The 14,392-nt window shown below is 57.2% G+C and carries 11 protein-coding genes and 1 tRNA gene; 6 read left to right on the plus strand and 6 right to left on the minus strand.

Going from position 1 to position 14,392, the window contains the following annotated elements; genetic code table 11:
• Positions 1-194 precede the first annotated feature (194 nt).
• Positions 195-3,815, minus strand: a complete 3,621-nt coding sequence (locus ACR3FC_RS01850; protein ID WP_480472947.1) for a vitamin B12-dependent ribonucleotide reductase — start codon at positions 3,813-3,815, stop codon at positions 195-197.
• Positions 3,816-4,356: 541 nt separating this feature from the next.
• Here ACR3FC_RS01850 and ACR3FC_RS01855 point away from each other — a divergent pair.
• Positions 4,357-4,791 carry a hypothetical protein gene (locus ACR3FC_RS01855; protein ID WP_480472949.1) on the plus strand — a complete coding sequence of 145 codons (435 nt, stop codon included), beginning with the start codon at positions 4,357-4,359 and terminating at the stop codon, positions 4,789-4,791.
• Positions 4,792-4,805: 14 nt separating this feature from the next.
• On the opposite strand, the gene ACR3FC_RS01860 is transcribed toward ACR3FC_RS01855, so the two are convergent.
• From ACR3FC_RS01860 to pdxH, 4 genes are all read right to left on the minus strand, one after another.
• Positions 4,806-4,882 (minus strand) — tRNA-Pro (locus ACR3FC_RS01860).
• Between the two features lie 43 nt (positions 4,883-4,925).
• On the minus strand, positions 4,926-5,354 hold the full coding sequence (locus tag ACR3FC_RS01865) for a DUF192 domain-containing protein (RefSeq protein WP_480476749.1): 429 nt from the start codon (positions 5,352-5,354) through the stop codon (positions 4,926-4,928).
• A gap of 46 nt (positions 5,355-5,400) precedes the next feature.
• Entirely contained in the window at positions 5,401-5,907 is a 507-nt protein-coding gene (locus ACR3FC_RS01870) for a cold-shock protein (protein WP_245220458.1), read from the minus strand.
• A 142-nt stretch (positions 5,908-6,049) separates the two neighbouring features.
• A complete protein-coding gene (gene pdxH / locus ACR3FC_RS01875; RefSeq protein ID WP_480472951.1) occupies positions 6,050-6,655 on the minus strand; it encodes a pyridoxamine 5'-phosphate oxidase in 606 nt (201 codons plus the stop codon).
• A 135-nt stretch (positions 6,656-6,790) separates the two neighbouring features.
• On the opposite strand from pdxH, the gene fabI reads away from it, so the two are divergent.
• From fabI to trpE, 5 genes are all read left to right on the plus strand, one after another.
• Positions 6,791-7,597: an enoyl-ACP reductase FabI gene (gene fabI / locus ACR3FC_RS01880; protein ID WP_267365343.1), complete on the plus strand. Its 807-nt coding sequence runs from the start codon at positions 6,791-6,793 to the stop codon at positions 7,595-7,597.
• A gap of 4 nt (positions 7,598-7,601) precedes the next feature.
• On the plus strand, positions 7,602-8,111 hold the full coding sequence (gene gpt, locus ACR3FC_RS01885) for a xanthine phosphoribosyltransferase (protein WP_209503823.1): 510 nt from the start codon (positions 7,602-7,604) through the stop codon (positions 8,109-8,111).
• Between the two features lie 21 nt (positions 8,112-8,132).
• Entirely contained in the window at positions 8,133-9,308 is a 1,176-nt protein-coding gene (locus tag ACR3FC_RS01890; RefSeq protein ID WP_480472953.1) for an aminotransferase, read from the plus strand.
• Between the two features lie 80 nt (positions 9,309-9,388).
• A complete protein-coding gene (locus tag ACR3FC_RS01895) occupies positions 9,389-11,230 on the plus strand; it encodes a peptidyl-prolyl cis-trans isomerase (protein ID WP_480472955.1) in 1,842 nt (613 codons plus the stop codon).
• 11 nt (positions 11,231-11,241) lie between these two features.
• Entirely contained in the window at positions 11,242-12,753 is a 1,512-nt protein-coding gene (gene trpE, locus ACR3FC_RS01900) for an anthranilate synthase component I (protein ID WP_480472957.1), read from the plus strand.
• Positions 12,754-12,800: 47 nt separating this feature from the next.
• On the opposite strand, the gene ACR3FC_RS01905 is transcribed toward trpE, so the two are convergent.
• Entirely contained in the window at positions 12,801-14,228 is a 1,428-nt protein-coding gene (locus ACR3FC_RS01905) for a divergent polysaccharide deacetylase family protein (protein WP_480472959.1), read from the minus strand.
• Positions 14,229-14,392 lie beyond the last annotated feature (164 nt).

Here is a 14,392-nt window from a genome sequence, read left to right on the forward strand (position 1 = left end):
GGGGCGAGCGCACCCGCCCCGTGAAAGAGTGGGAAGGAGCAAATATTCCGCCCCACCCTGTTCCCGGCCAACACGGGCATGTCGGCCGAGTGGAGAATGGTCAGTCGGTGACAGACCTGTTCTCCGTATTCGTCGGGGTCGGTTACTTAGGGCAGCGTCCGACCCCTACGCCCCGGGGTGCCGGGGCGTTAAAGTCAGCTACACCCGCTTGTCGCGCCGCAGGTGTTGCACTTCATGCAAGTGCCGTTACGCACCAGCGTGTAGTTTCCGCATTCGCCACAGGGGTCGCCCTCATAGCCCTGCATCTTGGCTTTGGTGCGGGCGTCCATTCCGGTTGCCACTGCCGTTTCGGTGGCAGGCGCTTCGAACACAGTTGCTGTTTCCGACATTCCGGCCACGTCGCCATAACTGCCGTTGAACATCATCAAATCCTGCGGCAGACGCTTGCGCAGATACCCGGTTGAACTGATTTGTTTTAACACTTCCAACGACTTGGACGCCGCAGTTTCACTGATTTCCGAGACGTTGGAAACGCCTTCCTCTTCACCGCGTCCCAGATCATCAAAGGTAGCACCCTCGGGTTTCACATGGGCCAGATCGGTACGGTCCAGATAAGACACGGCCAGTTCGCGGAAGATGTAATCCAGGATCGACGTCGCGTTCTTGATCGAGTCGTTGCCCTGCACCATCCCTGCCGGTTCGAACTTGGTAAAGGTGAAGGCGTCGACAAACTCCTCCAGCGGCACGCCATATTGCAGACCGACTGACACGGCGATGGCAAAATTGTTCATCATCGCCCGGAAGCCAGCGCCTTCCTTGTGCATGTCGATGAAAATCTCACCCAGTTGACCGTCTTCGAACTCACCCGTGCGCAGGTAAACCTTGTGGCCGCCAACGATGGCCTTCTGTGTATACCCCTTTCGGCGATGCGGCAGTTTCTCGCGATGACTGCGGATTATTTCCTTGACCACAACCTTCTCGATCACCTTTTCGGCCAGAACGACGGCTTTTTCCTGTGCAGAGCCGCTTTCCAACACCTCGGCCGCCTCGTCATCATCCTCGACCAGCGCAGCCGCAAGGGGCTGAGACAGTTTCGAGCCGTCGCGGTACAGCGCGTTGGCCTTCACACCCAGTGACCAGCTAAGCTCATAGGCCTTCTGGCAATCCTCGATTGTCGCATCATTCGGCATGTTGATCGTTTTGCTGATCGCACCCGAGATAAAGCTTTGTGCCGCCGCCATCATGGTGATGTGGCTGCCAACCCCAAGGAAACGCTTGCCTTTCTTGCCGCACGGGTTGGCGCAGTCGAAGATCGCGTAGTGTTCTTCCTTCAGATGCGGTGCACCTTCCAGAGTCATGGTTCCGCAGACATGGTCGTTGGCCGCGTCGATATCCGCGCGAGTGAACCCCAGATGACGCAACAGATCAAAGGTCGGGTCATTCAGCTTGGTCGCCGGGATGCCCAGAACGCCGGTGCAGAAATCTTCGCCCAATGTCCATTGGTTGAAGACGAACCGGATGTCAAAGGCGCTTTCCAGCGCGGCGTCCACCTTGGCCAGTTCATTGGCACCAAAGCCGTGGCCAGTCAGTGAGGTGTGGTTGATCCCCGGCGCATTGCCGATTGTGCCGTGACCGACCGCGTAGGATACGATCTCTTCGATCTGCGACGAGGAATAGCCCAGCTTTTCCAGCGCAGATGGTACCGAGCGGTTGATGATCTTGAAGTAACCGCCGCCTGCCAGTTTCTTGAACTTGACCAGCGCAAAATCGGGCTCGATCCCCGTTGTATCGCAATCCATCACCAGACCGATGGTGCCTGTGGGGGCAATTACCGTGGCCTGTGCATTGCGGTAACCGTTCTGCTCGCCAAGGCTCAGCGCCTCATCCCAAGCGGACATGGCCAGATCGACCAAACGCTTGTCGGGGCAGTTGCCATGGTCCAGAGGTACCGGCTTGACGGCCAGTTTCTCGTACCCCTCAGTCACACCCTGCGCCGCGCGGCGGTGGTTGCGGATGACGCGCAGCATATGCTCGGCATTGCGCTTGTATCCCTTGAACGGGCCAAGCTCACCGGCAATTTCAGCTGAAGTGGCATATGCCACACCGGTCATGATCGCGGTCAGCGCACCGCAGATCGCCCGCCCCTCGTCCGAGTCATAGCTGTAGCCCATGTTCATCAACAGGCCGCCAATGTTGGCATAACCAAGGCCCAGCGTGCGGAAGTCGTACGACAGCTGCGCGATTTCCTTTGACGGGAATTGCGCCATGGTCACCGAGATTTCCAGCGTCAGCGTCCATAGGCGCGAGGCGTGCATGTAATCGGCGGCCTGGAACTCACCGTCCTTGAGGAAGGTCAGCAGGTTCATCGAGGCCAGGTTACAGGCCGTGTCATCCAGAAACATGTATTCTGAACACGGATTCGAACCGCGAATTTCACCATCTTCGGGGCATGTGTGCCATTCGTTGACCGTGTCGTGGAACTGGATGCCAGGATCCGCACAGGCCCAGGCGGCGTGGCCAACCTTTTCCCACAGATCCCGTGCCTTGACGGTCTTGGCGACTTTGCCATCGGTGCGGTTGATCAGCTGCCAGTCCGCGTCTTTTTCCACCGCGGTCAGAAACCCGTTGGTCACGCGGATCGAGTTATTCGAATTCTGCCCCGAGACCGAGCTATAGGCTTCCGAATCCCAATCCGTGTCATAGGTCGGGAATTCAATGCTGTCGTGACCCTGCTTGGCATAATCCAGCACACGCTTGATGTAAGTCTCGGGGATTGCGACCTTTTTCGCCTCGCGGATCGCCTTTCTCAGCGCTTCGTTCTTGTTGGGGTCATAGGCATCATCGGCCGCACCGTCCCATGAGCGAATGGCCTCGAAAATACCGTTCAGCATCTTTTCGTGCATCTTCGATCCGGCGACGATCGAGGCCACTTTCTGCTCTTCGATTACCTTCCATTCGATGAATTGTTCGATATCGGGGTGATCCGCATCGACAATGACCATCTTCGCTGCCCGACGGGTTGTCCCGCCTGATTTGATTGCGCCGGCGGCGCGGTCGCCGATCTTGAGAAAGCCCATCAGGCCCGAGGATTTGCCACCACCCGACAATGCCTCGCCTTCCGCACGCAGATGGCTGAAATTGGTTCCGGTGCCCGAGCCGTATTTGAACAACCGTGCTTCGCGCACCCACAGATCCATGATGCCGCCTTCGTTCACCAGATCATCATCGACGGACTGGATGAAGCAGGCATGTGGCTGCGGATGTTCGTAGGCGGATTTGGATTTGGTCAGTTTGCCGGTCTTGTAGTCGACATAGTGGTGCCCTTGCGCCGGACCGTCGATTCCATAGGCCCAGTGCAGGCCAGTATTGAACCATTGCGGGCTGTTTGGGGCGGCGCGCTGAGTCGCCAGCATGTACCGCATCTCGTCGAAATAGGCGCGCGCATCCTCTTCGGTCGAAAAGTAGCCACCTTTCCACCCCCAGTATGCCCACGCACCGGCCAGCCGGTCAAAGACCTGTTTGGAGGAAATTTCGCCCTCGAATTCAGCATCTTCAGCGGGAACCGACCGCCACAGGAATTCAGGAACGTCTTTTTCCTTAACTTTGGTCAGTTTGGACGGAACACCAGCTTTGCGAAAGTACTTCTGGGCAATCACGTCGCTTGCCACCTGCGACCAGGTTGACGGAACTTCGATCCCTTCCAGGCGGAACACAATGGTTCCATCGGGGTTTCGGATTTCAGATGTCGCAGACACAAAATCCAGTTCCGAATAGGCATCCTGATCTGGTTTGGTGAATTTTCTTTCAATCTTCATGTCCGCAGCCCTAGTTAAATTCCGCCTAATTTTCGGTTCACGGCACTACATTTTGAGTTGCGGAGCACCACCCGCAACGCCGACAGAAGCGCGCAAAGGTACTGGTCGCTGTTTTGGACAGCGAAAAAGCCGTTACAACGGCTGCACGTTAATAGACTGTGCTTATCCGACCCTCGCCTGTTGCCGTCCCGGCTTGAACACCAGATATTGTGGCAATCTCTTCGGCTCATACAATTTGACGTATATTGCCATAGAAGGTCAACGCCCTTTTTCAGCCAAATTTGAAATCTTTTTTGTTGACCAGACCCAGACACGAGGAGTGTGAAACTCAAGGTCCGATTCCTCCACAGGCTCGCCTTCGGTAAATTTTCGGTCACAACTCGAAGTCTCAAATCGAATTACCGTTTTTACCAGCATAGTTATCTGTATTTGATCAACCAACGCCGCGCTGGTTAGGCTGAAAAGGAATCATCTTCGCCGGGTCTGTCGAACCCACGCTGAACGACCAAAGGTTCACTCCGGATTGAGAAAGGCCAAACGAATGAAGTTGCTTCGCTTTATCCCCGCATTGGCCTGCATCGTGGCTTGCACGCCACAAGAAACGCCGACCCCGTCACGTAGCGCGCTGTTCGAAACCCATCCCAAAAGGTTATTTGAGGCATTCGAAACCAGTTGTTCTGGTCCCGGCAAGGTCTTTAAAAAAATCGGCGCACAGGCTTTTGAATGTAGCGAGTATCTGCCCCCAAAAGCGGCGGCCTATTTGATTCTGAACTATGACGGATTTCCGCAGGACCTGCCCCAAAGTGTCATGCGCCTGACAGCGTCAAAAACAGGTTCCGGCTATCGCGTCGACGCGCGATCGTACTTCAAAGTACGGCAGAAAAGCGGTTCGACCGTTGAAGTACCATTGGAAAGTGACACGCTGGATCAGGCCATCAGCTCGTTGTATCGGGCGATGGGCGGAACGCCCACATGAGAATGTGAAGGAAGTGGTCGGGGCGGCAGGATTCGAACCTACGACCCCCTGTACCCAAAACAGGTGCGCTACCAGACTGCGCCACGCCCCGGACCGTGCGCCTTCCTAACGATGCCAATCTGATTTGAAAAGCCCTAACAGGGCCAAATCGCAGGGCCTTGCGAAAAAATTTCGTGCTGCATCTGAGTGCCGACGCCGATAGAGTAGCGCGCGGACAATCCCGCATTGATTTCCAGCACCGCAAAAACGGCATCACCACCTTCAATCGGTGTCAGATCGCCGGGAATCGCTCTCTCATGTACATGTGTCACCGTGCCCGTACGGTCCAGAAATATCATGTCGAGCGGAATCAGTGTGTTCTTCATCCAGAACGCGACGGGTTGCGGTGGATCAAACACGAACAACATACCCGAACGATTCGGCAACGACTCGCGAAACATCAAACCCCTTGACCGCTCCTGTGGCGTAACCGCCACTTCCACGTCAAATCGGATTGTCGCGCTGTCGTTTCGGAGTGTGACATGGTCGGCGCTGCACGCAGCAAACGCCCCCCCTGTCCACAGCGTGATCAGAAGGGTCCAAAATGCCAGAAAACGAGTCAAGGAACCGTCAGCCGTCCAGCGCGGCTTCCCAGGCGAGAACCTGCGCCGCCATTCGGCCGCGCTTGCCATCAATTACGCGCATCGCAAGCGCCTCTCCGGGCTGAAGGTCAGCAAGCCCCGAGCGCCGCAGCACTTCTATATGCAAGAACACGTCTTCACCGCGCCCAAAAACATTTGCGAACCCGAAGCCCTTGCCTTTGTCGAACCACTTCACCCTCGCGGCCTCCAGAGGGGCTTCTGCGATAGCGTCCGGATCCAACTCGGCGAAATCGGCCAGCATCATCGACTCGGCGCGCGCTGGCGGGTCAATTGCAACAACCTCAACCGCCTGAACACCTCTGTCCGTGCGGTGTGTCATGATCTCGATACCCGCTCCGTCCGCGACGGAACTTTGGCCGAAATTGCGCAATACGTTCACATGCAACAGAATATCCGGGCCGCCTTCGTCAGACACAACAAAGCCGTATCCCTTGGCGGGATCGAACCATTTCACGTGTCCACGGACGCGATACATGTTGTTCAGGTCTTCTGGCACGGTTTTCCCATCGCGAATTTTAGCAGTTCGTTAAGGGTCTGTTGTTTATGGGATTGGCGGGCAAATTCAAGCTGAAAAAATCGTTTACTTTCTGCCTGTTGCATTTCACGACACGTGAACGTCATGGATTCAACCTTTCAACATGCCATGCCGATCCCGGCTCAATTCGTTTCCATCTGAACCGGTCATGCAAGCGAAATGCTCCATCAGCCCAGAACTCAATCTCTGTCGGCGTTAATCGGTACCCGCCCCAGAATGGAGGACGAGGTGGATTCGGCCCAAGTTTAGCGGTCACTTTCGCGACCTCTGCCATCAAAGCTGTCCGACTTGAAAGCGGTTGTGACTGCTTTGAAGCCCAGGCACCCAAACGGCTTTTCAATGACCTTGATGCATAATACGCATCAGCCTGGGGCCCGTTTTCACGACATATTGTACCACGAACGCGAAGTTGACGCCGCAAAGATTTCCAATGCATGACAAATGCAGCTTTTTCCGACGTATCCAGCTCGTTCGCTTTGACGCTTTCGTAGTTTGTATAGAATACAAATGAATCCGCTTCGATTTCCTTCAGCAGAACCATGCGCGCGTTTGGCAAACCATCCGGGTCTACGGTTGCAAGCGCAATCGCATTCGGATCATTCAATTCAGTTTCTTCAGCCTCAGCTAACCACCGGGCCGCAATTTTAAACGGATCGGAGCCAGCAAAGATGCCATCACGCTCGGTCATTTCCATCCCCTGGAAAGTATTAATGACGAGCCTAAGGCGAGAACCCGCTGCGAGCAAGAGCGCACGGCCTTGATGCAGCGCTACCAATGGCATAAACCATGCCAATCTAACGCGAAGACAGGCGGAGAACCAAACATGTCAAATCAGTTGATGGCCGGCAAACGTGGCCTCATCATGGGACTGGCCAATGACAAATCAATCGCATGGGGAATCGCCCGCGCCTTGTCCGAAGCCGGAGCTGAACTTGCCTTTTCTTATCAGGGTGACGCTTTAAAAAAACGTGTGGACCCGCTGGCTGCGCAATTAGGCAGCGAAATCGTTCTGCCCTGCGACGTGAGCGATGAGGCTTCAATTGATGGGCTTTTCTCGGCGCTGGAAGAGAAATGGGGCAAGCTGGACTTTATCGTTCACGCCATCGGGTTTTCTGACAAGAACGAATTGCGTGGACGTTATGTGGATACCAGCCGGGCCAACTTCACGCTGACAATGGATGTCTCCGTCTATTCGTTCACCGCGGTTATGCAGCGCGCGGAAAAGATGATGTCCGAAGGCGGCAGTGCCATAACACTGACCTATTACGGAGCCGAGCAGGTGATGCCCCACTATAACGTGATGGGTGTTGCCAAGGCCGCTCTGGAAGCGTCGGTCAAATACCTGGCCGAGGACCTGGGCAAGGACGGTATTCGCGTGAACGCGATCTCGGCCGGCCCGATCAAAACCCTGGCTGCCAGCGGCATTGGCGATTTTCGCTACATCATGAAATGGAACGAGTACAACTCTCCGCTGCGCCGCAACGTGACCATTGACGATGTCGGCAAGTCGGCCCTGTACCTGCTGTCGGACCTCAGCAGCGGCGTCACCGGAGAGAATCTGCACGTGGATTCGGGTTACCATATTGTCGGAATGAAGGCCGTTGACGCCCCTGACGTGGAAAAAGGTTAAGAACATGAGCGCTAAGGACCGCCTGCCGCACGAAAAAGGATTTCACATCAGCTGGGACCAGATCCACCGCGACTCGCGCGCATTGGCGTGGCGTCTGGACGGGCAAGGCCCCGATGATGGCAGCTGGCGTGCTGTTGTGGCGATCACCCGTGGCGGCATGGCCCCTGCGATGATCGTCAGCCGGGAACTGGATATTCGTACTGTCGATACGGTCAGCGTCAAATCCTACCATCATCAAGCTCAGGGTGAGGCGGAAGTTCTGAAAGCACCCGATGCCAAGTTAATGGGTGACGGAACCGGAATTCTGATCATCGACGATCTGGTAGACAGCGGAAAAACTCTGGAGCTGGTTCGGGAGATGTATCCTAAAGCGCATTTTGCGACAGTTTATGCCAAACCCAAGGGACGCCCAATGGTGGATACGTTCATCACCGAAGTCAGTCAGGACACGTGGATCTTTTTCCCGTGGGATATGGCCCTTCAATATGTCGAGCCCTATCGGGGCACCGATTGAAATCAGATCAGTAGGCAGCACATGACGCTCAGCCGTACCGCCGCAACATTCGCGCCGCCAGTGATGGAAGCGCGCCGATGGGTCGAGGGCGTTTCGTTCCCACCCGAACGCCCGTTGATCAACGTAAGCCAGGCGGCGCCGGTTGACCCGCCGCCACTGGCATTGCGCGAGGCTATGGCCGAATTTACCGTGCGCGAAGACCATGCGCATCTATACGGCCCTGTGCTGGGAAATGAAGATCTTCGCACGGAACTGGCTGCGCAGATCAGCGCGCATTATGGGGCAAAGGTCGAGGCACCTCAGGTTGCTATCACCTCAGGATGCAATCAGGCGTTTTCAGCAGTGATATCGGCCATCACCGGTGAAGGGGATGAGGTTATTCTACCAACCCCATGGTATTTCAATCATAAAATGTGGCTGGATATGTCGGGTGTTCAGGCGGTGGACCTGAAGACCGGCGACGATTTGCTGCCCGGTCCGGAGCGCGCGCGGGCGCTGATAACGGACAAAACAAGCGCAATTGCTCTGGTCACGCCCAACAATCCCGGCGGCGTTGAATACCCGGCAGACCTTGTCCGCGCCTTCTTTGAGCTGGCGCGCGAAACCGGGATTTACCTGATCGTCGACGAAACCTATCGTGACTTCGACAGTCGCAGCGGGCCGCCACATGACCTGTTCCAGCAACCAGACTGGGATCAGACGCTGATCCACCTGTATTCCTTCTCCAAGGCATACAGGCTGACGGGTCACAGGGTCGGTGCCATTGCAACGGGCCCTGCACTTTTGGCTGAGGTCGAAAAGTTTCTTGACACCGTTGCCATTTGCCCCGGTCAGATCGGACAGTTCGCCGCGCTTTGGGGTATGCAAAACTTGTCGCAATGGCTGGCAGGCGAACGCGACGAAATACTCGACCGTCGCGCTGCCATCCTTGAGGGTATGCCCGCGCTGGAAGCCGAAGGTTGGCGCCTTTTGGGACTTGGGGCGTATTTCGCCTATCTGGAGCACCCGTTTGACATTCCGTCCGACGAACTTGCCAGGCGTTTGGTGCGTGAAGCCGGTGTTCTGTTATTGCCCGGTACCATGTTCATGCCCGATCACCACCCGAACGGGAAACGGCAAGTGCGCATTGCCTTCGCCAACCTCGACCGCACAGGTTTGGGCCAATTGTTCGAACGGTTGCAGGGCCTGTCCTTCTAAGCTTGCCCCCCGGCGGTGTGCGTCGTATTCAAGGCGGCAACCGACAGGGCAGAACGCTGCCGTAATAACAAGAGGGCACCATGGCCGCAGGCGCTAAAAGTCTTTCGAAAACCTTTGTCTGGATTCTGATGGGCATGTTGATGCTGGGGCTCGCGGGGTTCGGCGCCGTCAACCTGAGCGGCACAGTCCGTACCGTGGCGCAAGTTGGTGATGAAAGCATCTCGATCGATGACTTTGTCCGCGAGTTGCAGCGCGAGATCCGCGCGGTTGAGGCGCAATCGGGTCAGCCCCTGCAAATGTCGCAGGCGCGCGATCTGGGGCTGGATCGAAATGCGCTTGCCCGCCTGACGGCCTTGGCGGCGTTGGACAACGAGGTGAGCCAGCTTGGGATTTCCATAGGGGATGAAAACCTGCAAAATGAGATCGTGTCTGTCCCGGCCTTTCAGGGCGTAGACGGCAATTTCGACCGCGAGGCATACCGCTTTCAGCTTGAACAGGTCGGCATGACGGATTCCGAGTTCGAGTCGGACCTGCGCAAAGAATCCGCCCGTACGATCGTTCAAGGTGCGATCATGGGGGGTGTGGAAATGCCTGCCACCGTGACAGACACAATGGCCAACTATATTGGTGCCCGTCGCAGCTTTACCGTTGCGACGGCAGGGGCCGAGGCTTTGGAAACCCCCGTGGCCGAACCGACTGACGCGCAGATTCAGACCTACTATGACGAAAACGCTGAACAGTTCACCCTGCCCCGCACGAAACAGCTGACGTATGCGATCCTGTCTCCGGCCATGTTGGTGGACACGGTTGAGGTTGACGAAGAGGCTCTGCGAAAACTTTTTGAAGAGCGGTCGGCAGAGTATAATCAGCCAGAACGCCGTCTGGTCGAGCGCCTGAATTTCCCGGATGAACAAGCGGCCAACGACGCCAAGGCGCAGCTTGAGGTCGGGGGCACGACTTTTGAACAACTGGTTCGGGACCGTGATCTGGAGCTTTCGGATATCGACCTGGGCGACCTCACGCGTGAGGATCTGGGCGAAGCCGCCGACGCCGTGTTCGCGGCAGAACTTGACGCCGTTGTCGGCCCTCTGCCATCGGTATTTGGCCCCGCCCTGTTCCGTATCAACGGATCCCTGGCTGCAAACAGCGTTCCCTTTGAGGAGGCCGAACCGGCCCTGCGCGAAGAACTGGCGACAGAACGCGCCCGCCGCCTGATCGAGGCGCAGTCCGAAGATGTCAACGACATGCTGGCTGGTGGAGCGACTCTGGAAGAATTGGCAAATGAAACTGAAATGGAGCTGGGTCAGATTGACTGGACCCGCGACAGCGCCGAGGACATAGCGGCCTATGACGGGTTCCGCGCGGCCGCCGAAGCCGTGCAAGAGGGAGATTTCCCTGAAATCGCATTTCTCGAAGACGGATCGATCTTTGCCTTGCGCCTGAACGACGTTCTGCCACGCCGCCCTGAACCGCTGGAAAGCGCACGCGACCGTGTCGCCGCTGCCTGGGTACAGGCAGAGACCAACAAAGCCTTGCTGGACAAAGCAAACGCCGCACTGAGCCAACTGGCCACTGATGGTGACTTCGCTGCGACTGGCCTGCCCTTCCGCGTTGAAAACGCACTGACGCGTACCGCGTTTCTTGATGACGTCCCCGCCAGTTTCATGAATGAAGTGTTCCAGATGGAACTCGGTGAGTTGCGCGTCATTGGAGGAAATGGTGCAGCCTTGCTGGTGCGTCTGGACGAGGTTCTGCCCCCCGAGGATTCCGACGAACTGCGCCGGTTGCGCGACGCACTGGCAACGCAGATGGATCAGGCGCTGTCGCAGAATATTTTTGACGCATACGTACGGGACGCTCAGACCCGCGCCCGCCCGGTCGTGGATCAGCAGGCGCTAAACGCCGTGCAGGCGAGCTTTTAAGCGAGACCAAGATGGCCCTGACACCCGATTTCGATACCTTCGCGCGCGCCTATGAAGCGGGCGAAAACCAGGTGGTTTACACACGTCTCGCCGCCGACCTGGACACACCCGTGTCGCTAATGCTCAAACTGACGGGAGCGCAGAAAGATGCGTTCATGCTGGAGTCGGTTACGGGCGGTGAGGTGCGTGGCCGCTATTCGATCATCGGCATGAAACCGGACCTGATCTGGCGCTGCCACGGTGAAACGTCCGAGTTGAACCGTTCGGCGCGGTTCGATGCCGACGCCTTTGCCGCGCAGGACGGCAATCCGATGGACAATCTGCGTGCCTTGCTAGCCGAAAGCCGTATTGAACTGCCAGACGACCTGCCTCAGGCTGCCGCCGGGCTGTTTGGATATCTGGGCTATGACATGGTCCGGCTGGTCGAATGCTTGCCGGGCGTGAACCCCGATCCGCTGGGACTGCCAGATGCGATCATGTTGCGCCCGTCTGTTGTCGCAGTATTGGATGGCGTCAAAGGCGAGGTGACGGTGGTTTCACCCGCCTGGGCCAGCGACGGTCAATCTGCCAAAGCTGCCTATGCGCAGGCGGCCGAGCGTGTGATGGATGCGGTCCGCGATCTGGAACGTGCGATGCCCGCCGAAACCCGTGATCTGGGCGACGCGCGCGAAATTGCGGCGCCGGTGTCGAACTTCACCAAATCCGGCTATATGGAAGCGGTTGAAAAGGCCAAGGAATACATCCGTGCTGGCGATATCTTCCAGGTAGTTCCAGCGCAGCGTTGGACGCAGGATTTTCCGCTGCCGCCTTTCGCGCTTTATCGTTCGCTGCGGCGCACCAACCCCTCGCCGTTTATGTTCTACTTCAACTTCGGCGGTTTTCAGGTCGTTGGGGCCAGCCCCGAGATTTTGGTGCGGGTGTTCGGCAGCGAAGTCACCATTCGCCCGATTGCAGGCACACGTCCCCGTGGCGCGACCCCCGAGGAAGACAAAGCGAACGAGCTTGACCTGCTGGCCGATAAGAAAGAGCTGGCCGAACACCTTATGCTTCTGGACCTCGGGCGCAATGATACCGGCCGCGTGTCAAAAATCGGTACGGTCCGCCCGACCGAAGAGTTCATCATCGAACGCTACAGCCATGTGATGCACATCGTGTCGAACGTGGTGGGTGAGTTGGCGGAAGACAAAGATGCGCTGGACGCCTTCTTTGCCGGGATGCCTGCGGGCACCGTCTCGGGTGCGCCGAAAGTGCGGGCGATGGAGATCATTGACGAGCTTGAGCCGGAAAAACGCGGCGTCTATGGCGGTGGTGTTGGCTATTTCAGCGCAGGCGGTGACATGGACATGTGCATTGCCCTGCGCACGGCCATCGTGAAGGATCAGAAACTCTATATTCAGGCTGGTGGCGGTGTTGTCTATGACAGCGACCCCGAGGCCGAGTTCATGGAGACTGTTCATAAGTCAAACGCCATACGGCGCGCGGCGGAAGATGCCGCTCGGTTCACCGGAAACGGCAACAGTTAAAAAAACAAGGGCGGCTGATCAATTGATCACCGCCCTGTTTCAAGCTGTCACTGTACCTGTTTCATCAAGACGGCCGAGATCGGCGCCATCGCTACCCGGCTGCCGCGATCCTCAAGACCCCACAGCAACAGGGCCGAGATTGTCTCGGGCCGCACCCGCCCCAGCATGACAACGGTTCCTTCCTGACCTGCCCGGAACGCGGCCTGATCCAGGAACCGGCGCATGATTCTGGGATCCTGTCGCGCCCCATCGATATCGCGGAACACAACGCTGGACGGAATGCCATTGCGAACCGCCAACTTCTGGACAGTATTCAGCCCATTGTCCTGTGTGATCAACCCGCGTCCGGTTCCGGCAGCAATTGCCGCGACCTGATCGGCCAGCTTGCGGTTTCCCTGAATGCCACTGTTCACGCCTTCCAGAATACCCACTGTTTCAGGCAATGTATCCAGCCACACGGACAGGGAAACTTCGGCATCCTGCGCACTCGCGGCTTCGGGCAGGTCCGCAAGGGCCAGAACTTCGAACCCAGCCGCGCGGTGCCGTGCCATCTTTTCCGCCGCATCCGGATCAGAAGGGTTCACGGCAAAGCTGATCGGGTAAGGGAAATCCTGCAACGCTTCGGCGCCGAACGCGCCTTCGTCATCAATCAGAATGATCGACATCAGCGGCTTAGATTCCGGGTTCTCGAACTTGGCGGCAAAACGTTCAATCGGTTTTTCCACAGATGGCTGTTCGGAAATCGCCTGTTCTGCAACAGGCTCATCATCGCGTTCCGTCAACGGCAGGATACGTTTTCCGACAATCGAACTGGCACTTTCTTCCTGTTCTCCCCCGATCTGAGGCAGCGCAGCAATACGCGGAAGCTCACGGGGCAAGGTATCTTCATCCCCTTCCACCGCAATCGGACTGCTTTCAAATGAATTATCAGTCGTAGTGTCTTTTGTTTGTGGATCAGCCTCGACCTGTGGCAACGGATTTGGTTCGGGCTCAAGAACCGCGACCTCGGTTGTGTCAGGCTCGAATGGAGGTGCGGGCGTTTCATCAATTACAACCGGCAAGGACTGTTCCTGCTGAACTGCGGGCACCTTGCTGGGCTCGGGCGGCGCAGCGGGGGCTTCGGTCATGACAGACACTTCGGTCGCGACCGATGCAGCGGGCTCGTTCGGGGCCTCAGCCGCTTTGCCAACCTCGGGCTGCGGCTCGGATGACGCTTCCAACCCGGACAAATCGGCCAGATCTTCGCTGGCATTATCGGCGGCTTCTGGCGCACGCGGGGCCAGTTCCACCAGATCGGCATCAGAAACATCCTCGGCAAGTTCAGTAGGCGCCTCTGGTGTTTCTGAAATCGTCGGCGCTGGTGCTTCGGTCGCAACAACCGGTGTGTTGACCATCGGCGTGTTGAGCGACACGACCGCACCCAAGATCAAAACAACGATCGCCCCTGCGACCATTCCTCCGAAAAATCCGCCCATATTTCCTGCCTTTCGCCTCTTTTCCCTGCCTCGCCCTGCTCTGCGCCATCTGGTGTGGCGCTCGGTCAATTGGAGGCGTCAGAAACCGTATGTCCTCTTGACGCTGCCGTCCAAGCCTGAGCATGTATGTGCGGACATTATACCGTGGCCCGGGGTTGCATCGC

This window comes from Ruegeria sp. AF3 (genome assembly GCF_056536285.1).

What these genes read in the sequence shown, in the direction of transcription:
- ACR3FC_RS01850 (WP_480472947.1), bottom strand. Translation starts at nt 3,815, where the DNA reads ATGAAGATTGAAAGAAAATTCACCAAACCAGATCAGGATGCCTATTCG.
- ACR3FC_RS01855 (WP_480472949.1), top strand. Translation starts at nt 4,357, where the DNA reads ATGAAGTTGCTTCGCTTTATCCCCGCATTGGCCTGCATCGTGGCTTGC.
- ACR3FC_RS01870 (WP_245220458.1), bottom strand. Translation starts at nt 5,907, where the DNA reads ATGTATCGCGTCCGTGGACACGTGAAATGGTTCGATCCCGCCAAGGGA.
- pdxH (WP_480472951.1), bottom strand. Translation starts at nt 6,655, where the DNA reads ATGACCGAGCGTGATGGCATCTTTGCTGGCTCCGATCCGTTTAAAATT.
- fabI (WP_267365343.1), top strand. Translation starts at nt 6,791, where the DNA reads ATGTCAAATCAGTTGATGGCCGGCAAACGTGGCCTCATCATGGGACTG.
- gpt (WP_209503823.1), top strand. Translation starts at nt 7,602, where the DNA reads ATGAGCGCTAAGGACCGCCTGCCGCACGAAAAAGGATTTCACATCAGC.
- ACR3FC_RS01890 (WP_480472953.1), top strand. Translation starts at nt 8,133, where the DNA reads ATGACGCTCAGCCGTACCGCCGCAACATTCGCGCCGCCAGTGATGGAA.
- ACR3FC_RS01895 (WP_480472955.1), top strand. Translation starts at nt 9,389, where the DNA reads ATGGCCGCAGGCGCTAAAAGTCTTTCGAAAACCTTTGTCTGGATTCTG.
- trpE (WP_480472957.1), top strand. Translation starts at nt 11,242, where the DNA reads ATGGCCCTGACACCCGATTTCGATACCTTCGCGCGCGCCTATGAAGCG.
- ACR3FC_RS01905 (WP_480472959.1), bottom strand. Translation starts at nt 14,228, where the DNA reads ATGGGCGGATTTTTCGGAGGAATGGTCGCAGGGGCGATCGTTGTTTTG.